The organism is Tsuneonella suprasediminis, assembly GCF_003605755.1.
Lineage (GTDB): Bacteria > Pseudomonadota > Alphaproteobacteria > Sphingomonadales > Sphingomonadaceae > Tsuneonella > Tsuneonella suprasediminis.
Genome location: NZ_RAHJ01000003.1, coordinates 237,114 through 257,068, shown reverse-complemented (window position 1 = coordinate 257,068; position 19,955 = coordinate 237,114). Strand labels below are relative to the sequence as shown.

The 19,955-nt window shown below is 61.7% G+C and carries 25 protein-coding genes; 5 read left to right on the top strand and 20 right to left on the bottom strand.

Annotation, left to right across the window (positions count from 1 at the left end):
- Positions 1–105 precede the first annotated feature (105 nt).
- Positions 106–1,374 carry an aspartate kinase gene (locus D6858_RS01360; protein WP_102155579.1) on the bottom strand — a complete coding sequence of 423 codons (1,269 nt, stop codon included), beginning with the start codon at positions 1,372–1,374 and terminating at the stop codon, positions 106–108.
- 50 nt (positions 1,375–1,424) lie between these two features.
- On the opposite strand from D6858_RS01360, the gene ubiG reads away from it, so the two are divergent.
- Positions 1,425–2,198 carry a bifunctional 2-polyprenyl-6-hydroxyphenol methylase/3-demethylubiquinol 3-O-methyltransferase UbiG gene (gene ubiG, locus D6858_RS01355; protein ID WP_120106401.1) on the top strand — a complete coding sequence of 258 codons (774 nt, stop codon included), beginning with the start codon at positions 1,425–1,427 and terminating at the stop codon, positions 2,196–2,198.
- Positions 2,199–2,210: 12 nt separating this feature from the next.
- Here the strand turns inward: ubiG and D6858_RS01350 are convergent, their stop codons facing one another.
- The 9 genes from D6858_RS01350 to D6858_RS01310 all read right to left on the bottom strand — a co-directional run bounded on the left by D6858_RS01350 (position 2,211) and on the right by D6858_RS01310 (position 7,255).
- Positions 2,211–2,738 carry a nucleoside deaminase gene (locus D6858_RS01350; RefSeq protein WP_240623632.1) on the bottom strand — a complete coding sequence of 176 codons (528 nt, stop codon included), beginning with the start codon at positions 2,736–2,738 and terminating at the stop codon, positions 2,211–2,213.
- Entirely contained in the window at positions 2,735–3,769 is a 1,035-nt protein-coding gene (locus tag D6858_RS01345) for a glycerophosphodiester phosphodiesterase family protein (RefSeq protein WP_120106399.1), read from the bottom strand. The genes D6858_RS01350 and D6858_RS01345 overlap by 4 nt, the downstream gene beginning before the upstream one ends.
- 31 nt (positions 3,770–3,800) lie before the next feature.
- Positions 3,801–4,310, bottom strand: a complete 510-nt coding sequence (locus D6858_RS01340) for an AAA family ATPase (protein WP_120106397.1) — start codon at positions 4,308–4,310, stop codon at positions 3,801–3,803.
- Complete coding sequence (pnuC, locus tag D6858_RS01335) at positions 4,307–4,897, bottom strand: nicotinamide riboside transporter PnuC (protein ID WP_120106395.1); 591 nt, start codon at positions 4,895–4,897, stop codon at positions 4,307–4,309. The genes D6858_RS01340 and pnuC overlap by 4 nt, the downstream gene beginning before the upstream one ends.
- Before the next feature lie 12 nt (positions 4,898–4,909).
- On the bottom strand, positions 4,910–5,257 hold the full coding sequence (locus D6858_RS01330; protein ID WP_120106393.1) for an ArsC family reductase: 348 nt from the start codon (positions 5,255–5,257) through the stop codon (positions 4,910–4,912).
- On the bottom strand, positions 5,254–5,568 hold the full coding sequence (locus D6858_RS01325; protein WP_120106391.1) for an antibiotic biosynthesis monooxygenase family protein: 315 nt from the start codon (positions 5,566–5,568) through the stop codon (positions 5,254–5,256). Before D6858_RS01325 ends, D6858_RS01330 begins: the two co-directional genes overlap by 4 nt.
- Before the next feature lie 126 nt (positions 5,569–5,694).
- Positions 5,695–6,165: a crossover junction endodeoxyribonuclease RuvC gene (ruvC, locus tag D6858_RS01320; RefSeq protein WP_120106389.1), complete on the bottom strand. Its 471-nt coding sequence runs from the start codon at positions 6,163–6,165 to the stop codon at positions 5,695–5,697.
- A complete protein-coding gene (locus D6858_RS01315) occupies positions 6,162–6,512 on the bottom strand; it encodes a DUF3147 family protein (protein WP_120106387.1) in 351 nt (116 codons plus the stop codon). The genes ruvC and D6858_RS01315 overlap by 4 nt, the downstream gene beginning before the upstream one ends.
- The gene (locus tag D6858_RS01310; RefSeq protein WP_120106385.1) at positions 6,512–7,255 is read right to left on the bottom strand and encodes a YebC/PmpR family DNA-binding transcriptional regulator; all 744 of its coding nucleotides are present in this window, start codon (positions 7,253–7,255) and stop codon (positions 6,512–6,514) included. The genes D6858_RS01315 and D6858_RS01310 overlap by 1 nt, the downstream gene beginning before the upstream one ends.
- A gap of 33 nt (positions 7,256–7,288) precedes the next feature.
- On the opposite strand from D6858_RS01310, the gene D6858_RS01305 reads away from it, so the two are divergent.
- Positions 7,289–8,062 (top strand): CPBP family glutamic-type intramembrane protease, encoded by a 774-nt coding sequence (locus D6858_RS01305; protein WP_120106383.1) that lies wholly within the window; start codon positions 7,289–7,291, stop codon positions 8,060–8,062.
- A 36-nt stretch (positions 8,063–8,098) separates the two neighbouring features.
- Here the strand turns inward: D6858_RS01305 and D6858_RS01300 are convergent, their stop codons facing one another.
- The 3 genes from D6858_RS01300 to D6858_RS01290 form a co-directional block, all read right to left on the bottom strand.
- On the bottom strand, positions 8,099–8,416 hold the full coding sequence (locus D6858_RS01300; protein ID WP_120106522.1) for a heavy metal-binding domain-containing protein: 318 nt from the start codon (positions 8,414–8,416) through the stop codon (positions 8,099–8,101).
- 65 nt (positions 8,417–8,481) lie between these two features.
- Positions 8,482–8,718, bottom strand: coding sequence for a DUF2312 domain-containing protein (locus tag D6858_RS01295; RefSeq protein WP_102155602.1), 237 nt, complete (start codon positions 8,716–8,718; stop codon positions 8,482–8,484).
- An 83-nt stretch (positions 8,719–8,801) separates the two neighbouring features.
- Complete coding sequence (locus tag D6858_RS01290) at positions 8,802–9,125, bottom strand: DUF1244 domain-containing protein (protein WP_120106380.1); 324 nt, start codon at positions 9,123–9,125, stop codon at positions 8,802–8,804.
- A gap of 51 nt (positions 9,126–9,176) precedes the next feature.
- Between D6858_RS01290 and pyk the strand changes: the two genes are divergently transcribed.
- Complete coding sequence (gene pyk, locus D6858_RS01285) at positions 9,177–10,646, top strand: pyruvate kinase (RefSeq protein ID WP_120106378.1); 1,470 nt, start codon at positions 9,177–9,179, stop codon at positions 10,644–10,646.
- A 1,185-nt stretch (positions 10,647–11,831) separates the two neighbouring features.
- Here the strand turns inward: pyk and gltX are convergent.
- The 3 genes from gltX to metX are packed head-to-tail and all read right to left on the bottom strand — an operon-like array spanning position 11,832 to position 14,883.
- A complete protein-coding gene (gltX, locus tag D6858_RS01280) occupies positions 11,832–13,202 on the bottom strand; it encodes a glutamate--tRNA ligase (RefSeq protein ID WP_120106376.1) in 1,371 nt (456 codons plus the stop codon).
- Complete coding sequence (metW, locus tag D6858_RS01275) at positions 13,199–13,789, bottom strand: methionine biosynthesis protein MetW (protein ID WP_120106374.1); 591 nt, start codon at positions 13,787–13,789, stop codon at positions 13,199–13,201. The genes gltX and metW overlap by 4 nt, the downstream gene beginning before the upstream one ends.
- Positions 13,786–14,883, bottom strand: coding sequence for a homoserine O-acetyltransferase MetX (gene metX / locus D6858_RS01270; protein WP_120106521.1), 1,098 nt, complete (start codon positions 14,881–14,883; stop codon positions 13,786–13,788). Before metX ends, metW begins: the two co-directional genes overlap by 4 nt.
- 112 nt (positions 14,884–14,995) lie before the next feature.
- On the opposite strand from metX, the gene D6858_RS01265 reads away from it, so the two are divergent.
- A complete protein-coding gene (locus tag D6858_RS01265) occupies positions 14,996–16,105 on the top strand; it encodes a pyridoxal phosphate-dependent aminotransferase (RefSeq protein ID WP_120106520.1) in 1,110 nt (369 codons plus the stop codon).
- A complete protein-coding gene (locus tag D6858_RS01260; RefSeq protein WP_120106371.1) occupies positions 16,105–17,010 on the top strand; it encodes a prephenate/arogenate dehydrogenase family protein in 906 nt (301 codons plus the stop codon). The genes D6858_RS01265 and D6858_RS01260 overlap by 1 nt, the downstream gene beginning before the upstream one ends.
- Here the strand turns inward: D6858_RS01260 and D6858_RS01255 are convergent.
- From D6858_RS01255 to ftsE, 4 genes are read right to left on the bottom strand one after another with little or no spacing between them, the layout of a single operon-like run.
- The gene (locus D6858_RS01255) at positions 17,004–17,690 is read right to left on the bottom strand and encodes a lysophospholipid acyltransferase family protein (protein WP_120106519.1); all 687 of its coding nucleotides are present in this window, start codon (positions 17,688–17,690) and stop codon (positions 17,004–17,006) included. The genes D6858_RS01260 and D6858_RS01255 overlap by 7 nt on opposite strands.
- Before the next feature lie 13 nt (positions 17,691–17,703).
- On the bottom strand, positions 17,704–18,234 hold the full coding sequence (locus tag D6858_RS01250) for a YdcF family protein (protein ID WP_120106368.1): 531 nt from the start codon (positions 18,232–18,234) through the stop codon (positions 17,704–17,706).
- A complete protein-coding gene (locus D6858_RS01245; RefSeq protein ID WP_120106365.1) occupies positions 18,231–19,172 on the bottom strand; it encodes a cell division protein FtsX in 942 nt (313 codons plus the stop codon). Before D6858_RS01245 ends, D6858_RS01250 begins: the two co-directional genes overlap by 4 nt.
- Entirely contained in the window at positions 19,169–19,891 is a 723-nt protein-coding gene (ftsE, locus tag D6858_RS01240; RefSeq protein ID WP_120106362.1) for a cell division ATP-binding protein FtsE, read from the bottom strand. Before ftsE ends, D6858_RS01245 begins: the two co-directional genes overlap by 4 nt.
- Positions 19,892–19,955 lie beyond the last annotated feature (64 nt).

Below are 19,955 nucleotides of genomic sequence, written 5' to 3'. Positions count from 1 at the left end.
TTACCGACATCTGCGGCAAGGGCGGTCGTTGACCCGATATTCCCAGAGGCGGCCGACCGCTGCGCTATCGCATCCGCGCCAGCGATTGTCTGGGTGTAGCTCTAATCAGTCAGCATCAAGGCCATAAGCGGTATGCAATACACGCACGGCCAGTTCGGTTTCGTCTTCGTCGATCATCACGCTCACTTTGATCTCGCTGGTGGAGATCGCCTGAATGTTGATTCCACGGTCGGCCAGACTCTTGAACATTGTCGAAGCAACACCCGCGTGGCTCTTCATCCCGACGCCAACCACACTCACCTTCGCCACATGGCTGTCAGTGATGATGCGGTTGAAACCGATGTCCTCGCGGCGATCTTCCAGCAGGGCCTGCGCGCGCGGCAGATCGGTCTGCGGCACAGTGAAGGTCACGTCGGTTTCGCCCTTATCGCGGCCAACGTTCTGGATGATCATATCCACGTTGATGCTGGCATCGGCCAGCGGGCTGAAGATATTGGCCACCGCACCCGGCTTGTCAGGCACGCGGGTAAGGATGATCTTCGCCTCGTTCTTGTCATGCGCGATGCCGGTAACGTGCTGGCGTTCCATGTGGCCATCCTCCAGGATTTGTTCCATTTCCTCTTCCGACACGATCATGGTGCCGGGAAGTTCGTCTGCCGGTACAGCATCGTCGCCAGTGAAGCTGGAGAGGACCTGCACCCGCACCCCTTCTTTCATCGCCAGGCCGACCGAACGGGTTTGCAGAACTTTCGCCCCGACAGAGGCGAGTTCCAGCATTTCCTCGTAAGTCACCGCCTTCTGCTTGCGCGCCTTGGCGACGATACGCGGGTCTGTCGTATAGACACCGTCAACGTCGGTATAGATATCGCACCGGTCCGCTCCGATTGCCGCCGCGACGGCGACAGCGGACGTATCCGAACCGCCCCGGCCCAGAGTCGTCACCCGGCCATCGCCACCGATTCCCTGAAAGCCGGGAATCACGGCAATTTCGCCTGCCGCCATACTGGCCAGCAAGGCATCCGAATCGATATCTTCGATCCGCGCCTTGGCATGGGCTTCCACGGTGTGAACAGGCAATTGCCAGCCCAGCCAGCTACGCGCCTTGCAGCCCAGCGCCTGCAGGGTCAGCGCCAGCAGGCCACTGGTCACCTGTTCGCCGCTGGCGACCACCACATCGTATTCCGCCGGATCGTACAGCGGATTCGCCTCGCGGCAGAAATTGACCAGACGATCGGTTTCGCCCGCCATCGCGGAAACGACCACCGCGACCTGATCGCCATTGGCCGCCTGTTTGCGGACAATATTGGCCACACGCCGGATTCGCTCGGTCCCGGCCATTGAAGTGCCGCCGAATTTCATCACGATGCGTGCCAAGTAACTATCTCCCGCTGGAAGAGGCTCCGGCGCGCTGTTAGGGGTGTGGAATGAGCGATGCAATAAGCCTGTCTGATACGAATTCTAATGACGGCCAAACGATCCGACCGGATGAGGCCGCGCATTTTGGGCGACTCGCCTCTGAATGGTGGGATCCCAAGGGGTCTTCGGCCATGCTTCACCGGCTCAACCCGGTGCGGCTGGAATTCGTCCGCGCCGCGATCGACCGTCACTGGCCCGCGCAAGGCAGCAGTGCGAAGCCGCTGGCGGGCAAGGCCGCGCTCGATGTCGGATGCGGTGCGGGCTTACTGTGCGAACCGCTTTCCCGGCTGGGCGCGGATGTGACCGGGGTCGATGCCGCGCCGGAAAACATCGCCGCCGCTGCCGCCCATGCCGATGGGATGGGTCTGCCCATCCGCTATATCGCGGGCGAAGTGGGTGCGCTGAATATCGGCACATTCGATCTCGTCACTGCGATGGAAGTGATCGAACACGTTGCGGACAAGCCCGCCTTCGTCGCTGCGCTGGCGGCACGCCTTGCCCCCGACAACGATCGGGGTGGCGGGCTGATGATCCTGTCCACCCCCAACCGCACGCCTGCCAGTCGCCTGTTGCTAGTCGGCGCGGCAGAGGCGACGGGGATGATCCCCCGCGGCACACACCACTGGGACGATTTCATCACCCCCGATGAAATGCGCGATTTGCTGGCCGATGCCGGCCTGACGATGGGGGAGCCGCAAGGCATTGCTTTCTCGCCAGCGAAGGGCCTGCACCTGTCGGGCGACCTGTCGCTGAACTACATCGTCAGCGCGGTGCGTAGATAAGGCAGAGGCACTTCAATCGTTGGCCTGCATCTTCTCCGGCACATCATCGCCGGGGCGGAAATATAGCTGCGCGCATTCCTGCGCCAGCACCCCGCCATGCAACGCAATATCGTCTTTGTACGCATCGGCGATGAAATCGAGCGTCGAAAGATGCCGGTCTTCGAAATACATCTCGTGCACATCTTCCCGACGGGCGCCGAACACGATGCGACCGATCCCGGCCCATATGCTGGCGAAAGTACACATGCCGCACGGCTGCAAAGTGGAATACAGCGTCGCACCTTCGATCCGCATTTCGCCCGCCGCTGCCCCGGCATGGCGCAATGCCTCGATTTCGGCGTGAGCGGTGGCATCGCAGCATTCGGCGGTGCGATTGACCCCCTGCCCCACGATTTCGCCATCGCGCACCACCAGCGCGGCAATCGGGGTATTGGCGGGATCGCGCCCCTTTTCCGCCACGGCGAGCGCGATCGCCTGCCGCATCCACCCGGCGTCCGTCATTTCGCGCGAGCTATCGGGCGGGCCATCGGACGCGATCATTTGCCATCGCGCAGTTTCACGGCATCGCCCGGATTATCGGTGAACACGCCATCCACGCCCGCTGCCGCAATCGCGGCAAAGGCAGCGGCATAGTTGCCAGCGGCGGCGGGATCGCTGCCGTTCTGCAGCGCCTTGGGCAGAAAGGCGTTTTCCTTGCGTAAGGTCCACCCGTGAATTTTCAGCCCCGCCGCATGGGCATCCGCGACCAGCGCGGTGGCCTTGCCGTCGGGGCCGATCAGCATTGTCAGATCGGGGCCGATGGCATCGGCATATTGCGCGATTTCCTTCAGCCCGCTGGGCGTGGTCATCGCGGCATAGGTCATTCCCGCTTCGTCCGCAGGGCCGCTTTCCCGAGCGACAAGTTGCACCAGTTTGAACTCGCTGCGTTGCTTCAGCCGCTGCAACGCGCCGACTTCGAAGCATTCGATAAACACCGGATCGCTACCGCTCAGGCCCAGTTGCCGCATTTCGTGCAACAGCAAATCGACTGTATCGATGCCCTGTTCCTGCAACAGAAAGGTGGGATGTTTCAGTTCAAGATATATCCCGATCTTGCGCCCGGTCTCGGCCTGCTTCGCCCGAACCAGTTTCACCATTTCGGCCAGAGTGGGCACTTGCCATAGCCCGTCGAAACGGGTGTTGGCCGGGCGGACACCGGGCAACCGTTCCTTCGCCCGCAAAGTACGCAGTTCAGCCAGCGTGAAATCTTCCGCGAACCAGCCATTCACCAGATGCCCGTCGATTTCCTTCGCACGGCGCCGGCTGGCGAAATCGGAATGATCGGCAACGTCGGTCGTCTCTGTCAGATCGTTTTCGTGTCGGGCGACCAGCACCCCATCTTTGGTGACGACCAGATCGGCCTCGATATAATCGGCCCCGTCGTCAATCGCCTTTTCATAAGCGCCCAGCGTGTGTTCGGGCCGTTCGCCGCTGGCACCGCGATGGCCGATAACCAGTTGTGCGGTCGCTGGTTCCGCAGGGATAAGCGCGGCGGTCATCAAAGCGGCTGCAAAGAGGGGAAAGAATCGCATAGCCGCGGTTGTGGCATTGCCAGCCCGCAGGTCAACCGAACATCCGCGCAATGGCTGCGCGGGCCTGCCGTTCACGATCCGCGAAGTCGCCCGACACGGTTTCGTAAACCACCCCCACCTGCCGGAGCACAGCCTCCGCCGTCGCGGCGAATTGCGCCCGCAGTTCAGGTGTGCCGAAAAATCGCGTACCATCGGCCACCCACGGAACGTCGGGCGAGAAAAGCAGATACAGTTCCGCCTTGTCATATTCGAGCAGTTCGCCGGGGATTTCACCGAACATCATCTGCGCCCATGCCGCCGTCATCAGCGGATCGGTATCGAGCAGGACCAGCCGCGGATTCCCTTCGCACGAAATCCGCATCAACCGGTCCTGTTCGCTGGCAATCTCCAGCAGATCCGGCATCGTGAAATCGGTGGTTACGTTTTCCGCATAGATACGGCCAAATTCGGGCACCAGCGGACAAACGAATTCGCCCGACAGTTTCCGCGCCAGCACCGACTTTCCCGTACTTTCGGCCCCGTGAAAACAGACCCGGATCATACTGCCACCTCTTCACGCCGCATACTGCGTTCCCGCCGATAGGCCCGTGTCCACTCGCTTTGCCCCAGAACCGACATCGCCAGAAACGCGACATAGAGCACCGCCAGCAACGGCAGGTCGCGCATCACGTAGAGCCCGATCGACACCAGATCGATCGCGATCCACAGGAACCAGTTTTCGATGCGCCGGAAAGACAGCAGCAACTGCGCCGTCACGCTCATCCCCGCGACAGCACTATCGGCCATCGGCAACGCGGCATCGGTCCAGCGGTGCAGCGCCAGCCCCAGTGCGATGCTGGCGATTGCGGTCACCCCCAGCCAGGCGAAGCGCGCGGGCCAGCCCATCCAGCCGACCGGCACCTGATCGCCCGCGTCTTTCACCCGGCTCCACAGCCACCAGCCCCACAGGTTCACTATGAAGAAAAACACCTGCAGCCCCGCTTCGGCATAGAGCCTCGCTTCGAACAGAACGAAGCCGACACAGCTCACCATCGCCAGCGCAGCGGGGAAATTCCACACCGAGCGGCGAACCAGCAGATAAATATTGATGAACCCGAAGACCGTGCCGATCAGTTCGAGGGGACTCATACTCAGGCCCCCTCAGCCGAGCACCTCTGCCCAGCGATCGGCATCGAAACCGATCAGGATACCACCCGGATAGACCACGACCGGCCGCTTTATCATCGAAGGCTGCGCTTCCATCAGGCGGACGGCCTTTTCCGCGTCGATCCCTTCCTTCTGTTCGGGTTCGAGTTTGCGAAAGGTGGTCCCGCGACGGTTCAGCAGCGCTTCCCACCCGGCATCCGCGATCCACGCACGCAGCAAGGCAGGATCGGCCCCCTCTTTCTTGTAATCATGGAAAGTGTAGGCGATGCCTGCATCGTCCAGCCACTTGCGCGCCTTCTTCACTGTGTCGCAGTTGGGAATACCGTAAAACGCGATTGTCATTGCCTGCCCCTTTGGCTGAATTCGTGGATATGCGGATTATCGCACGCAAACAGGGTATAACTGGCGTAGTACCGATCGCGCCCTTTGCCCTGCATCGCCCGATGATCGCTCACCTGTCCCCATGCGCGGGCATTATCCGCGCTGTCCCATTCGCTTATCGCGACCACTTCGCCATCCTCGGCTGTATAGGACTTGAATGATCGGAAACCGGGTTGTTGCGCGGCCATCGTTTCCATCGCCGCGGCATCGGCAGCATAGGCCGCGCTGTCGATATCGACACGTTTTCGATTTCGAAAAACGACCAGGAACATCGCGCTTCAACGCCTCTCTCACCGCAATCGTCATCCGGCACTAAGCGCCTTTTTCGATTGGCGATTTTGGCGTTAGTGAGGTTGGCTGGAGCGACGCAACAACAAATCTTCTATCACTTGCAAAATTCATCCGCTTTTCAGATGGGCGTCGGCAATCGCCACTGCCAGCGCATCGGCCGCATCGGCCCCGCTGACCTTCGCGCCGGGCAGGAGAATTTTGAGCATGGCCTGCACTTGCGCCTTTTCGGCGCCGCCTGTGCCGACCACCGCTTTCTTCACCGCGCGCGCGGCATGTTCGCGGACCGCAACGCCTGCTTGGCCACACGCCGCCAGCACCGCCCCACGCGCCTGCGCCAGTTTCAGGGTGGATTGCGGGTTCTTGTTGCTGAACACTTCTTCCACCGCCACCCGGTCCGGCTGATACGTTGCAATCACAGCGGCGATGGCATCGTGCAGGTGGTGCAGCCGTTCGGCCATCGGCGCCTTCGCATCGGTCGGCACCTGACCGTTGGCGATATGCGAAATCCGGCTGCCCTCCGCCCGGATCACGCCCCAACCGGTACAGCTGAGCGATGGGTCGAGGCCGAGAACGATCACAGCCGCAGCCCAAAACGCGACCCGACGTGCATCATCGCCAGATACAGCACCACGGTCAGCACGCACCCGGCCAGCAGCGCCAGCCAGAAATGCAGTCCGTTACGCAGCAGAGCGGGGATCAGGAGGAACATCGGCAAGCTGGGAAGAACGTACCAGAACGTCGCCTGCGAATGGATCGCCATGTTTTCTGCGTCGGGCCGGACATGCCAGAGGAAAATCATCCCCAGAACGGAAACGAGCGGCAGCGACGCGACAATGGCCGCTGTCGCCGGCAAGCGCCGCCCGATTTCCGAAATCGCCGCGATCATTGCGCCCGCGAGGATTGCCTTCGCGAGCAATGACCACATCAGGAGAGTTTTTCCATCACTTCGTCGGACACTTCATAATTGCCCCACACCGTCTGCACATCGTCGTCATCGTCGAGCGCGTCGATCAGGTTGAACAGCGTTTGCGCGCTGCCTTCGTCCACATCGACCGTCAGGTTGGGTTTCCACGCCAGTTTGACGTTTTCCGCTTCGCCCAGCACCTTTTCCAGCGCACCGGCGACTTCGTGGAGCGATTCCATTTCGGTCCAGATCGTGTGACCGTCGTCACCGCTTTCGACATCGTCGGCCCCGGATTCGATCGCCGCTTCCAGCACCTTTTCCTCGTCACCCACGCTCACCGGGTATTCGATCATGCCTTTGCGTTCGAACCCGTGGCTCACCGCGCCGCTGGCACCCAGATTGCCGCCGTTCTTGCTGAACGCGGTGCGAACGTTGGTCGCGGTGCGATTGCGGTTGTCGGTCAGCGCTTCGACGATCAGCGCCACACCGCCGGGGCCATAGCCTTCGTAACGGATTTCTTCGTAATCATCGCCTTCGTTCGCAGTCGCCTTGTCGATGGCGCGCTGGATATTGTCCTTCGGCATCGATTGCGCCTTGGCGTTGTTGATCGCCAGCCGCAGACGCGGGTTCATATCCGGGTCGGGCGCCCCCATTTTTGCCGCGACAGTGATTTCGCGGGACAGCTTGGAGAACATCGCCGAACGCTTCTTGTCCTGCGCGCCCTTGCGATGCATGATGTTTTTGAATTTGGAATGACCTGCCATGGGTTCGTTCTGACCGTGTTGATTTCCTGATAGATGGACGGGGGCATTAGCCGCATGGAAGGGCAGCCGACAAGGGCCGGAATCGGTTCTGCGATTTTCAGCGAGTGGCGCCGGTTCGGCAGGTTCCTGCTTTCGCCCGCTCTGCCCGACCGCGCAACGATCCGCCCAAGCGCCGCGATACGCTCGCTTCTGCCGCTCTATCTGCTCGATATGCTGTTGATGGCGGTGTTGATCGGAGGGATGGCTGCGGCCAAGGCCGCGGGCGTAAAAATGCCCGAACATCTGCTGAGCGAGATGACGCTTGGCCCGGCTTTGCTGGGCTTTATCGTCATACTGGCGCCGATCGGGGAAGAAACGATTTTCCGTTCGTGGCTGTCAGGCCGTGCGGGGCACTGGCTGGCGCTGCTGGTGCTGGCAGCGGGCGCGATACTGACAGCGGTCCTCGCGCCCAAGGGAATGGGCAGCGCGGCGTTGCCCGTGACGCTCGGCATACCGTTGCTGACCATTGCGGTGACGATTGCCGTGCTGTGGCGGATGCGAGGCCGCCCGGCTCTGCGCTGGTTCCAGCGCCACTTTCGCTGGTTCTACTACTTCAGCGCGCTGGCGTTTGCCTCGATACATCTGATGAACTTCGTCGGCGCCGACACGCTCTATCTGATGCCGCTGGTTCTGCCGCAGCTCACGCTCGGCCTGCTGCTCGGCTATCTGCGGGCCAATCGCGGGCTTTGGGCATCGGTGCTGATGCATGCCCTGCATAACGCGCTGTTCATTTCGCTGGTCCTGTTCGGCGGAGGGGTGGGCGCCTGATATTGCAGGCACCTGGTCACCCTGGCCGAACAGCGATTATACCGAAACCGCAGTCCCGCTGACGGACACCATCAGCATCGAACCGGTCTTGCCCAGCACTTCGTAATCGATATCCACGCCGATCACGGCATTCGCGCCCAGCGCCAGCGCTTCGGCCTTCATTTCCGCAATCGCCTCTTTCCGGGCGCGGGCGAGCACTTCTTCGTACTTGCCCGAACGCCCGCCGACCAGATCGGTGATCGAGGCAAACAGATCGCGCACGATATTCGCGCCCACGATCACTTCACCGGTCACGATCCCGCGGTAGGAGCGCACAGGTCGCCCTTCGATCAGTGTGGTAGTGGAGACGATCATGCCGCCCCCGTCGGTTTCATTGTTCCAGGGACTGGCCATCGTATGTCTCCGTCCGGTTAGAGCGATCAGCCGAGGCCGAGCGCCGCCTTATAAGTATCGAGCACCATTTCCATTTCGTTACGGTCGTCGGGCTTCATCTTCCGCAGGCGCACGACTTGCCGCATGATCTTGGGATCATAGCCGACTGCCTTGGCCTCTGCATAGACATCGCGGATATCGTCGGCGACGCCTTTCTTTTCTTCTTCGAGGCGTTCGATACGCTCGATCAGCAGGCGCAGGCGGTCGTCGGTGGCTTCGGCCATTATAATGCTCCGTCAGGAATAGTAAGAATCAGATTGCCCGCTCGATAGCGGCGGCAGCGGCAGTGCGAAACCCGCCGGATCGGTTATTCGGCGCGATTTTTTGCGATGCTCGCTTCCATTCGGGCGAGCTGTTCTTCGGTGGCGGGGCGCTGATGCTTTGCCTTCCATTCATCCATTGGCATACCGTGGATCGCCGCGCGCGCCTCGTCCTTGCTGCCAGCATAACCGGCATCGCGTATCCAGTCAGCCAGACAGTTGCGGCAAAACCCCGACAACCCCATCAGGTCGATGTTCTGGGCATCGCTACGATGGCGCAAGTGGCGCACCAGCCTGCGAAAAGCGGCAGCGGCCACGGCATCGTCGATCTGATCCAGCGAATCGACCGCAGCATTCGAATTCGTATCCATAGTTACCATACGTCCTTGTATTGTCGCATCGCCCTGCCATAGGCAAATTCCATGCAAAAACTCGATCCGCGCAAGCGCAAGGTCAAGATCCTCGCCACCGTCGGCCCCGCCAGCCGTGAACCGGCCATGCTGGAAAAACTCGTTCGCGCCGGGGCAGATGCCTTCCGCGTGAATATGAGCCACGGCGATCACGCCACGCACGAGGCAACGATCAGGGCGATCCGCGAACTGGAAAAGGCGCTCCATCGCCCTATCGCAATTCTGGCTGACTTGCAGGGGCCGAAACTGCGCGTCGGCACGTTTAAGGATGGGCAGGCGGTGATCCGCCATTCGGGCCATTTTACGCTCGACCGCAATCCCGAACCCGGCGACGAAACCCGCGTTGAATTGCCCCACCCCGAACTGTTCGGTGTGCTGACCAAGGGGCAACGCCTGCTGATCAACGATGGGAAAATCCGCCTGAAAGTGATCGAAGCGGAGGCGGACAAAATCCTCTGCTCGGCAGAAGTCGGCGGAGTGATTTCCGATCGCAAGGGCGTGAACGTGCCCGATGCCGAAGTGCCGATCCCCGCGCTGACCGAAAAGGATCGCCGCGATCTCGCCTTCGCTGTCGCGCAAGGGGTGGACTGGATCGGCCTGTCATTCGTGCAGCGGCCCGAAGATCTGGCCGAAACCCGCAAGCTGATTGGTGGCACCGGGCCGGAGCACCCGGCCCTTTGCGCCAAGATCGAAAAGCCGATGGCAGTGCACCGGCTCAACGAAATTCTCGAACTGAGCGACGGGATCATGGTCGCCCGCGGCGATCTGGGTGTCGAACTCGACCCGGAAGAAGTGCCACCGCTGCAAAAACAGATCGTCAACCTGTCGCGCATGGCGGGCAAGCCGGTGATCGTGGCGACACAAATGCTCGAATCGATGATCGAAAGCCCGACCCCGACCCGCGCCGAAGTGTCGGACGTGGCCAATGCGGTGTACGACGGGGCCGATGCGGTCATGCTCAGCGCCGAAACGGCAGCGGGCGACTGGCCGGAAGAAGCGGTCGGCATCATGGACCGGATCGCCACACAGGTGGAACGCGACGATGCCTATATCGCCCGCGTCCGCTTCCTCGACACCCCGCCTGACCGCACCACGGCCGACGCGCTGAGCCACGCCTGCATGACCATCGCGGATACCGTGCCGATCCGCGCAATCACTGTGTTCACCGGATCGGGCAGCACCGCCCGCCGCGTGGCCCGCGAACGGCCCAGCGTGCCGATGCTGGTGCTGACCCCCTCGGCCAGAACCGCACGGCGGCTATGCCTGCTGTGGGGCGCTCACGCGGTTTCGACCAAGGACATCGGCAGCTTCGAAGAAATGATCGCCAAAGGCAAACGCATGGCCCTGCGCCACGGCTTTGGCGAAGCAGGCAGCAAGCTGATCGCGCTGGCCGGTGTCCCCTTCGGCACACCGGGCAGCACCAACCTGCTCCACGTCGTCACCCTGACGGGGGATGAGTTGAAGAAGCATCGTGAGGACTAAGCTCGGATCGATACGGGGGTAAATAAGGCTTAGATCGCCTCCCCTCCCGGTGCCCCCTCCCCGCTAGTGCCAACTTCTCCGTTCGTCATTGCGAACAGAGCGAAGCAATCCATGAACTGACGGTGCCGCCAATCGCGATGGTCGTGATGAAGGCGAGGTATGGCCCATGGATTGCCACGTCGCCTTACGGCTCCTCGCAATGACGAGGGTGGAGATACCCGCGATAGTATTGACCAGCCATTGGCAGTGCGACCTTACCTCACGAACCAAACCCACTCCGTGCCTTCGCGTCTTCGTGTGACACGCCCCCCAACGCCTCCGTCCATCGCGGCAGTCGTGGCAGAGGCAAGGGCGCCCCATGGATTGCCACGTCGCCTGCGGCTCCTCGCAATGACGAAGGTGGGGATACCCGCGATAGTATTGCCAGCCATTGGCAGTGCGACCTTACCTCCGAACCAAATCCACTCCGTGCCTTCGCGTCTTCGTGTGACACGCCCCCCCAACGCCTCCGCCCATCGCGGCAGTCGTGGCAGAGGTAAGGGCGCCCCATGGATTGCCACGTCGCCTGCGGCTCCTCGCAATGACGAGGGTGGAGATACCCGCGATAGTATTGACCAGCCATTGGCAGTGCGACCTTACCTCACGAACCAAACCCACTCCGTGCCTTCGCGTCTTCGTGTGACACGCCCCCCAACGCCTCCGTCCATCGCGGCAGTCGTGGCAGAGGCAAGGGCGCCCCATGGATTGCCACGTCGCCTGCGGCTCCTCGCAATGACGAAGGTGGGGATACCCGCGATAGTATTGCCAGCCATTGGCAGTGCGACCTTACCTCCGAACCAAACCCACTCCGTGCCTTCGCGTCTTCGTGTGACACGCCCCCCAACGCCTCCACCCATCGCGGCAGTCGTGGCAGAGGCAAGGGCGACCCATGGATTGCCACGTCGCCTGCGGCTCCTCGCAATGACGAGGGAGAGGGCCATGTCTTTGTCACAACCACACAAAGCACCCTCTTCGAAACCGTCGCCCCGGCCTTGAGCCGGGGTCCAGCTTCCTCGGGCACGGCGCGGAAAGGTTAAGCCGGGCCCCGGATCGGGTCCGGGGCGACGGGGTGCTATTTTGCAGGCGGGGAGCGGGTATCGGGGGAGCACGTCCGCATCGCGCCAACCCAAAACTCCGGGCAGCAAACTATGAAGCGGACTTGCTTCCAGCCGCGCCGGATTGCTCCAGCCGCCGCCGCGCTTCGGTTTCGCCAATCAGCGGGAGCAGCTCTTTCATATCCGGGCCGTGATCCATACCTGTCAGCGCTTGCCTGAGCGGCAGGAACAGCGCCTTGCCCTTGCGGCCGGTCGCCTCTTTCAGCGTGCCGGTCAGCGCCTGCCAGGGGTCATCGCCGGAAAAATCCAGCGCTGCGGCAGCCTGCACCAGATAGGCGCGGTCTTCTTCGGAAAAGTCCGGTGCCGTGATCGGCCCGGTCACCAGATTCCACCATTCGGCCACGTCAGCCATTGTCGTCAGGTTGGGCCGGATCGCGTGCCACCCTGCCTCGTCGATCCCGGCGGGCAAACGCTCTGCCACCTGAGCGAACGGCATCTGGTGGATCAGCGCGGTATTGATCCGCTCCAGCTCACCATCGTCGAACCGGGCCGGGGCGCGGCCAAACGTAGAGAGGTCGAACGTATCGATCAGCGTCTGGCGATCGGCAATCGGTTCGACCGGCTGGCTGGTGCCCAGGCGGGCGAGCAGAGCCACGATCGCCTGCGGTTCGATCCCCCGTTCGCGGAATGCGGCACAGCCGAGCGAGCCAAGCCGCTTGGACAATTTGCCTTCGCTGCCGACCAGCAACGCCTCGTGCGCGAAGCGGGGCATCGGCGCATCCGATCCCATCGCACCGCGCAGCGCAGTGAACATCTGGATCTGCACCGCGGTGTTGCTCACATGGTCTTCCCCGCGCAGGACATCGGTGACACCCATTTCGATATCGTCGATGGCGCTGGGGAGCATGTAGAGCCACGACCCGTCTGCCCGGCGGATCACCGGATCGGATAGCTGCGCGGCGTCGAATTTCTGTTCGCCACGAATGCCGTCGGTCCACACAATCGACTCTGCATGGTCGAGTTTGAACCGCCAGTGCGGGGCGATCCCTTCCGCTTCCTTCGCGGCACGTTCGGCATCGGTCAGGTCGAGCGCGGCGCGGTCGTAAATCGGCGGCAGGCCGCGGCCCAGCGCGATCTTGCGCTTCAGCTCCAGCTCCTGCGCGGTTTCGTATGCCGGATAGACCCGGCCCGCATCCTTCAGCGCGGCAAATGCCGCCTCGTACTGCGCCAGCCGCGCCGACTGGCGCTCCTCGCCATCGTAATCCAGCCCCAGCCAGGCGAGATCGGCGCGGATCGCATCGACATATTCTTCGCGGCTGCGTTCGGCATCGGTATCATCGATCCGCAGCAGGAAACGCCCGCCATTCTTGCGCGCCAGCAACCAGTTATGCAGCGCGGTACGGATATTGCCCACATGCAGTGTGCCGGTGGGCGAAGGGGCGAAACGGGTCGTAACAGTCATCGGCTCAACTCAAAAACGGCATATTCGGCGCGCAAGTTCGCCCACAGCGGGCCAATCTGGCGCTGCCCGGAAAAGAACCACGCATTCTCACACGTGACGCCCAGCTTCGCGATCAGTTCGCGGAAATCGTCGATAGTGACATTGTGGATGTTCTGGGTTTCATACCAGCTGACGGGCAAATACCGGGTCACCGGCATCCTCCCGCGAAATGCCAGCGCAGCGCGCATCCGCCAATGGGCGAAGTTGGGGAAACTGACGAATGCCTGACGTCCCACCCGCAGCAATTCGTCCAGCATCCGGTCGGGCCGGGCGGCGGTTTGCAGCGTTTGCGACAGGATCGCGTAATCGAACGCCTTGTCGGGATACTCCACCAGATCGCGGTCGGCATCGCCCTGCACCACGCTCAACCCGCGCGCGACGCAGCGTTCGACCAGCACCGGGTCGATTTCCATCCCGCGCGCATCGCACCCCTTCTGCGTCCGTAAAACCTCCATCAGCTCGCCTTCACCGCAGCCGATATCAAGCACGCGCGAGCCGGTGGCGATCTTATTCGCGATGACCGCCAGATCGGGGCGCAGCACCGTCATTCGAGAAACCCCTTAACCACCCGGTCGAGCGCTGGCACGTCGAGCAGGAAACTGTCGTGCCCATACGGCGCGCTCAATTCCACGAAACTGACAGCCGCACCCGCTGCGTTGAGCGCATGGACGACATGGCGGCTTTCCGCTGTAGGATAGAGCCAATCGCTATCGAAGCTGACCAGACAGAACCGCGCCTGCGATCCGGCGAAGGCATTTGCCAGCCTTCCACCATGTTCCTCTGCAAGGTCAAAATAGTCCATCGCACGAGTAATATATAGGTAGCTGTTAGCATCAAAACGGCGGGTAAAGCCGCTACCCTGATAACGCAGGTAACTTTCTACTTGAAAATCAGCGTCGAAGCCGAACGATTTAGTGTCACGATCCTGTAAATTCCGGCCAAATTTGTCGGTCAGCCCGTCTTCCGACAAATAGGTGATATGCGCCGCCATCCGCGCCACCGCCAGCCCGGCATCGGGGGAGGCACCGCTGGCGTAATAATCGCCATCTTGCCAGTTGGGATCGGCCATGATCGCCTGCCGCCCCAGTTCGTGAAACGCGATGTTTTGCGCCGAATGGCGGCTGGTCGATGCGATCACCAGCACCCGTTCGGCACGCTCCGGCCAATTGGCGGCGAGGCTAAGCGCCTGCATTCCCCCCATCGATCCGCCCACGATGGCGTGGAGCCGCTCGATGCCCATTCCGTCCAGCAGGCCAACCAGGCCGCGCACCATATCGCGGATTGTAATCACCGGAAAACGCATGGCATATGGCTGCCCGTCCGGTGCAATGCTGGCTGGCCCGGTCGAGCCGAGGCAACTGCCTATCACATTGGCGCAAATGACAAAATAACGGCTGGTATCGATCGGCTTGCCCGACCCGACCCTCCGTTCCCACCAGCCGGGTTTGCCGGTAATGGGATGTTTGCTCGCCAGATACTGATCGCCGGTCAGGGCATGGGTAACAAGGATGGCATTGGATTTGTCTGCCGCCAGTTCGCCGTAGGTCTCGTATGCAATCTGCACATCTTCCAGCACCTGTCCGCTGTCGAGCGACAGAGGGGCGGCAAGTGTAAGCGCTTTGGATGCGGACAAAGTGGCCATCGTGCGCGCCGCTTGGGATGAAGCCGCGCCCAAGTCAACAACTCAGCCACGGGGGAGGCAAAGGCAGAATTTGTTCGTTTTGCCCGCCACACGCGCTATGCGCCGCCTCACGATGGCAGACAGCACCAATCTCAGCCCCACGCCGAAACCCTGGATAGAGGACATTCACGCCTATATCCCCGGCAAGTCCGCCAGCGCGGACGGGAAGCCGCTTATCAAGCTGTCGGCAAACGAAAATCCGCTGGGAACCAGCCCGGCGGTTCATGCCGCGATGGGCAATGCCGTGCATCCCAACCGATATCCCGATGGCGACTCGCGCGAACTCCGCAAGGCGCTGAGCGCAAAACATGGCATCGACACTGGCCGTATCGTTTGCGGAACCGGATCGGGCGAACTGCTCAACTGCGCTGTTCAGGCTTTCGCGGGTCGGGGAGACGAAGTGCTGTTCTCCCGCTACTCGTTTTCACTCTATCCGTTGCTGGCTCAGAAGGTCGGCGCGACGCCGGTAATGGCGGACGATGCAGATTATGCCGCGTCGGTCGATAATCTGCTGGCCGCTGTTACCGAACGGACCAGAGTGATCATCGTCGACAACCCCAACAACCCCATCGGATGCTGGTTGCCAGCGGACGAAATTGCCCGACTACATGCTGGGCTGGCGGCAGACGTATTGCTGATCGTCGATCAGGCCTACGCCGAATATCTGGCAGAGGACGTGGACGATGGCGCATTCGAACTGGCCATTCGACACAACAACGTGCTGGTAATGCGGACTTTCTCCAAGGCATATGGCATTGCCGGTGAACGGGTTGGCTGGGCAACCGGCGCCCCACCTCTGATCGATATGATCAACCGCATTCGCGGTGCATTCAACGTCAGCAATCACGGGCAGGTTGCCGCGCTCGCGGCGCTGGGCGACGACGCGTGGATTGCCCGTTGCCGCAAGGAAAACGCGGTCGAGCGCGCCCGTTTCGTCGAAGCGATGGAAGCGCTGGGCAATCACGGCATTCGCCCGCTGCCGAGCGAGGCGAACTTCGTGCTGGTCCTGTTCGAAGGAGTGTTGACCGCTGAAGGTGCGCTGTCGGCCATCGCCGAAGCGGGCTATGCCGTGCGCCACTTGCCCGGCCAGGGTCTGTCCCACGCCTTGCGGATTACCATCGGTCAGCGCGAAGATATGGATGCAGTGGCAACCGCAATCCGGCAAGCGGCGGAGGCAGCGTGATGACCATAGAACGTGTTGCCATCATCGGGTTGGGGCTGCTTGGCGGATCTGTCGGGCTGGCGATCGCGGAATACCTGCCACAAGTCGCGACCACCGGTTACGACGCATCGCCCGAAACGCGCCAGCGCGCGGCGGAACGCGGGCTGGTTGGCACAGTGCATGATAATGCCGCCGATGCAGTTGCCGATGCCGATCTGGTGATTTTCTGCGTGCCCGTCGGCGCGATTGCCGATGTTGCGCGCGAGATGGCAGCGGCCATTCCGGCTAAGGCAATCATCAGCGATGTCGGATCGTCGAAGGCTGCTGTTTCGCAAGCATTGGCTGAAGCACTGCCCAACAATGCGGTCGTCCCCGCTCACCCGGTTGCAGGCACCGAACGCAGCGGGCCGGATGCGGGCTTCCCGGCATTGTTTCGCCAGCGCTGGTGTATTCTGACTCCACCAGAAGGCACCGATCCCGATGCGATTGCGGAGGTTTCGGCATTCTGGGAAGCGCTCGGCGCCAAGGTCGAACTGATGGATGCCGCGCATCACGATCTGGTCCTGGCGGTCACCAGCCATATTCCGCACCTGATCGCTTATACCATTGTGGGCACAGCCTCCGATCTGGAAGACGTAACCCGTAGCGAAGTCATCAAATATTCCGCTGGCGGCTTCCGCGACTTCACCCGTATTGCAGCAAGCGATCCAACGATGTGGCGCGACGTTTTCCTGACCAATCGTGAAGCCGTGCTGGAAATGCTGGGCCGTTTCACGGAGGATCTGACTGCATTACAGCGTGCGATCCGGCGTGAAGACGGTCAGGCATTATTCGACCTGTTCACCCGCACCCGCGCAATCCGCCGGTCGATTATCGAACAGGGTCAGGATGATGCCCGCCCTGACTTCGGGCGCGGCGATCACTGATTCAGCACGTTGATCGCATCCAACACCCGCTGCTCCACCTCTTCGCGAGGCAAGCCCGGCGGGATAGGCTCGCCAAAACGGTAGGTCAGCGTTCCGCTGCGTTTCCACCGGCGATGATACAATGGCCCACTGTTCACCGCCACCGGCACGACCGGCAGCCCGACAAGCTTGTACAGCCCCGCAAAGCCCGATTGCAGCGGCACGCGGGTGCCATGCGGGACACGGGTGCCTTCGGGAAAGATCACGAGTGGACGGCCCTCCGCCGTTAGCCGCCGGGCTGCAGAGAGCATCTTCCTGAGCGTGCTGGCGCCGCGCCCCCGTGCCACGGGGACAAGCCCATAGATGATCCCCAAACGACCCCATCCGGGAATACGGAACAACTCTTCCTTCGCGAAAACACCCGGTTCATGCAGCGACATGGTCAGGTCGATCGCTTCGTAAAAGCTTTCGTGCTTCATCGCATAGAGCACCGGCTCCTCCAGCGGCCGCGGGTCGCCTTCGACGGCCACATCGATGCCCAGCAATATACGCGCACAGCTGCGATGAAAGCCGGACCATCCCCGAATGGCCTTGCGAAACGCCTTCGCCCCGAATGGCAGCGCCAGAAACACAGCCAGCACGCCAAACACCGAGCCACCATAAAATGCGACATAGAACAACAGGCTACGCACGACACGCATGATATGCAGCATCTCAGATATCGATCAGCCGCGCCAGATAGCTGGCGATCAGCTTGTTATATTCGAGGAACAGGTTGCGGAGCGAAGGAGTCGTGTGCACAGCATCGCGCATAATCGTGACACCCGATGGGAGCGCAGCTTTCAACTCACCCTCTGCACGGCGCATATGCCAGTCAGCTGTCACCAGTCGAACGGAGCGATAACCGTGCCGTGAAACCCACGCCGCCGTTTCCGCGGCGTTGCTGCGCGTATCGACCGCATTAAAACCAAGGGTGACGCAGCACTCCATCGTCTTTTCAGGCACCGAGTATTGCGCGGCGAATTCCGGGCGGGTTACTTCGCGATCCACCCCGGTTACCAGCATCGCTGGCGCGCCACCACTTTCGAGTACCGCCAGCCCGCGTTCGATCCGGCCTGCCGAGCCGGTGGGAACAACAATGGCATCGGTACGCCCGCCCTCCGCCGGTTGCGGCAAAGCAACCGCAAACACGCCGAAGCCGATCATATAGCCGAGCAATATTAAGGCGATGAAGCGTACAATCACAGCATGCGCCTCAGTGCGGCCAGAGCTGTTAGGCGTGCCGTAAGCATTGCGATAGCGACGCCGACGAACGGAATCGCTGCAATCACCAGCCAGTCCAGGGGGCGCAGCCCGCCATTTGCCATCAGGCCCGAACCAAGCGCCGCGAACCGGCTGCCGAGCACAGATAACGCCACCATACCGATCGCCAGCCCTACTGCCCCCCCTGCCGCTGCATCAAATCCGATCGAACGCTGGAAAATGCGGGCGATCTGGGCATCTGTGCCACCGAGCAGATGCACGATTTCAATCGTATCCCGATTGCTGCCCAGCGCGCTCCGCGCGGCGAGCCAGACGGCGGCGGCACTGATGGTCGCAAGCATGGCGACCAGTGCGAGAGCCAGCCACTGCAACGCCTCTATCGCGCCGAATACCGGCTGAAGCCATCCTGACTGAGCATCGACCCGCGCATCCGGCGCAACAGATGTAAGCGCAGCGCGCAATTCGGCCAATTGCCCTTCACTGGCCGAACCACGCAGTTGCACATCGATCAGTGCCGGAATCGGCACTGCCAGATCGCCGGTGCTGCTCTTACCAAGCCACGGTTCCAAAAGTTCGTCGAGTTCGGACTGCGGCACGATCCGCAGTCCCGTCACTTGCGGCAATTCGGCCAGAGCTTTCTCTGCCATATCCGCCTGCCGCGCCTTTTCTTGTGGTTGTGCAGCCAGAATCTGAACTGTCACTGCGCCTGAGAGTTCACCTTGTGCACCGCGGGTCAGGTTGGTCAGTGCCATCCCTCCCGCTGCGGCAATCACTGTCAGCGCGATCATGATCGCCATGACCCATGGCATCGGCCCAGCCAGACGTGCCTGAGGCACGAGAGCAGCGGCCCGGTTCCCACCGAAACGCGCGATCCCTTTCGCTGTACTACCTTTGACGACCGGCGGTTTCTCCACACTCATCCCGCATTCTCCCGGCGAGGTGGATAACGCAACGCACCGGTGGGATCGGAAAGCCGCCCTTTATCGAGCCGCATAATCATCGATCCGGAAACCTTGCGGAGCAGATGTACGTCATGGGTCGCAACGACGACTGTCGTGCCAAGCCGATTGAGAGCTTCGAACAGACGCAACAGCTTAAGCGCCATTTCGGGGTCGACGTTACCCGTCGGTTCGTCAGCCAGCAGCATATCGGGGCGGCCAATCACAGCGCGGGCGATAGCGACCCTCTGTCGTTCGCCGCCCGAAAGCGTCGCGGGCCTTGCTTCCCTGCGATGCGACAGCCCCACCCATTCAAGCATGTCGTTCACTGGCTTGGCAATGTCTCCCTCCCGCACGCCGGATACCCGCAAAGGCAGCGCGACATTATCGTACGCCGACAGGTGCGGCACCAGACGGAAATCCTGAAACACAACCCCCAGACGGCGCCGGAAAGCAGGCAATCGCTTGCGCGGCAATGTGACCGTATCCGTACCGAACAGACGGATTACCCCGCGCGAAGGCCGCTGAGCGAGATAAAGCAATTTCAGTAGCGATGTTTTTCCTGCGCCACTTGCCCCAGTCAGGAAATAGAAACTGCCCGGATGCAGCGTGAACGAGACATCGCTCAGCACCTCCCGGTCGGTCCCATAACGCAGCCCGACATTGTCGAACGTCACGATGTCACGCGCACGTTCGATCATCGCGGTATCTGCCCGGTGTACCGGCAGGTCGGGGGAGATTTAAGCGCACAGGACATCGGCCCGG

What these genes read in the sequence shown, in the direction of transcription:
- D6858_RS01295 (WP_102155602.1), bottom strand. Translation starts at nt 8,718, where the DNA reads ATGGCCGAAGCCACCGACGACCGCCTGCGCCTGCTGATCGAGCGTATC.
- D6858_RS01305 (WP_120106383.1), top strand. Translation starts at nt 7,289, where the DNA reads ATGGACGGGGGCATTAGCCGCATGGAAGGGCAGCCGACAAGGGCCGGA.
- metX (WP_120106521.1), bottom strand. Translation starts at nt 14,883, where the DNA reads ATGGCCACTTTGTCCGCATCCAAAGCGCTTACACTTGCCGCCCCTCTG.
- D6858_RS01310 (WP_120106385.1), bottom strand. Translation starts at nt 7,255, where the DNA reads ATGGCAGGTCATTCCAAATTCAAAAACATCATGCATCGCAAGGGCGCG.
- D6858_RS01345 (WP_120106399.1), bottom strand. Translation starts at nt 3,769, where the DNA reads ATGCGATTCTTTCCCCTCTTTGCAGCCGCTTTGATGACCGCCGCGCTT.
- metW (WP_120106374.1), bottom strand. Translation starts at nt 13,789, where the DNA reads ATGACGGTGCTGCGCCCCGATCTGGCGGTCATCGCGAATAAGATCGCC.
- D6858_RS01325 (WP_120106391.1), bottom strand. Translation starts at nt 5,568, where the DNA reads ATGTTCCTGGTCGTTTTTCGAAATCGAAAACGTGTCGATATCGACAGC.
- pnuC (WP_120106395.1), bottom strand. Translation starts at nt 4,897, where the DNA reads ATGAGTCCCCTCGAACTGATCGGCACGGTCTTCGGGTTCATCAATATT.
- D6858_RS01330 (WP_120106393.1), bottom strand. Translation starts at nt 5,257, where the DNA reads ATGACAATCGCGTTTTACGGTATTCCCAACTGCGACACAGTGAAGAAG.
- D6858_RS01265 (WP_120106520.1), top strand. Translation starts at nt 14,996, where the DNA reads ATGGCAGACAGCACCAATCTCAGCCCCACGCCGAAACCCTGGATAGAG.
- ftsE (WP_120106362.1), bottom strand. Translation starts at nt 19,891, where the DNA reads ATGATCGAACGTGCGCGTGACATCGTGACGTTCGACAATGTCGGGCTG.
- D6858_RS01350 (WP_240623632.1), bottom strand. Translation starts at nt 2,738, where the DNA reads ATGATCGCGTCCGATGGCCCGCCCGATAGCTCGCGCGAAATGACGGAC.
- D6858_RS01255 (WP_120106519.1), bottom strand. Translation starts at nt 17,690, where the DNA reads ATGCGTGTCGTGCGTAGCCTGTTGTTCTATGTCGCATTTTATGGTGGC.
- pyk (WP_120106378.1), top strand. Translation starts at nt 9,177, where the DNA reads ATGCAAAAACTCGATCCGCGCAAGCGCAAGGTCAAGATCCTCGCCACC.
- D6858_RS01260 (WP_120106371.1), top strand. Translation starts at nt 16,105, where the DNA reads ATGACCATAGAACGTGTTGCCATCATCGGGTTGGGGCTGCTTGGCGGA.
- ubiG (WP_120106401.1), top strand. Translation starts at nt 1,425, where the DNA reads ATGAGCGATGCAATAAGCCTGTCTGATACGAATTCTAATGACGGCCAA.
- D6858_RS01245 (WP_120106365.1), bottom strand. Translation starts at nt 19,172, where the DNA reads ATGAGTGTGGAGAAACCGCCGGTCGTCAAAGGTAGTACAGCGAAAGGG.
- D6858_RS01300 (WP_120106522.1), bottom strand. Translation starts at nt 8,416, where the DNA reads ATGATCGTCTCCACTACCACACTGATCGAAGGGCGACCTGTGCGCTCC.
- D6858_RS01340 (WP_120106397.1), bottom strand. Translation starts at nt 4,310, where the DNA reads ATGATCCGGGTCTGTTTTCACGGGGCCGAAAGTACGGGAAAGTCGGTG.
- D6858_RS01315 (WP_120106387.1), bottom strand. Translation starts at nt 6,512, where the DNA reads ATGTGGTCATTGCTCGCGAAGGCAATCCTCGCGGGCGCAATGATCGCG.
- D6858_RS01290 (WP_120106380.1), bottom strand. Translation starts at nt 9,125, where the DNA reads ATGGATACGAATTCGAATGCTGCGGTCGATTCGCTGGATCAGATCGAC.
- gltX (WP_120106376.1), bottom strand. Translation starts at nt 13,202, where the DNA reads ATGACTGTTACGACCCGTTTCGCCCCTTCGCCCACCGGCACACTGCAT.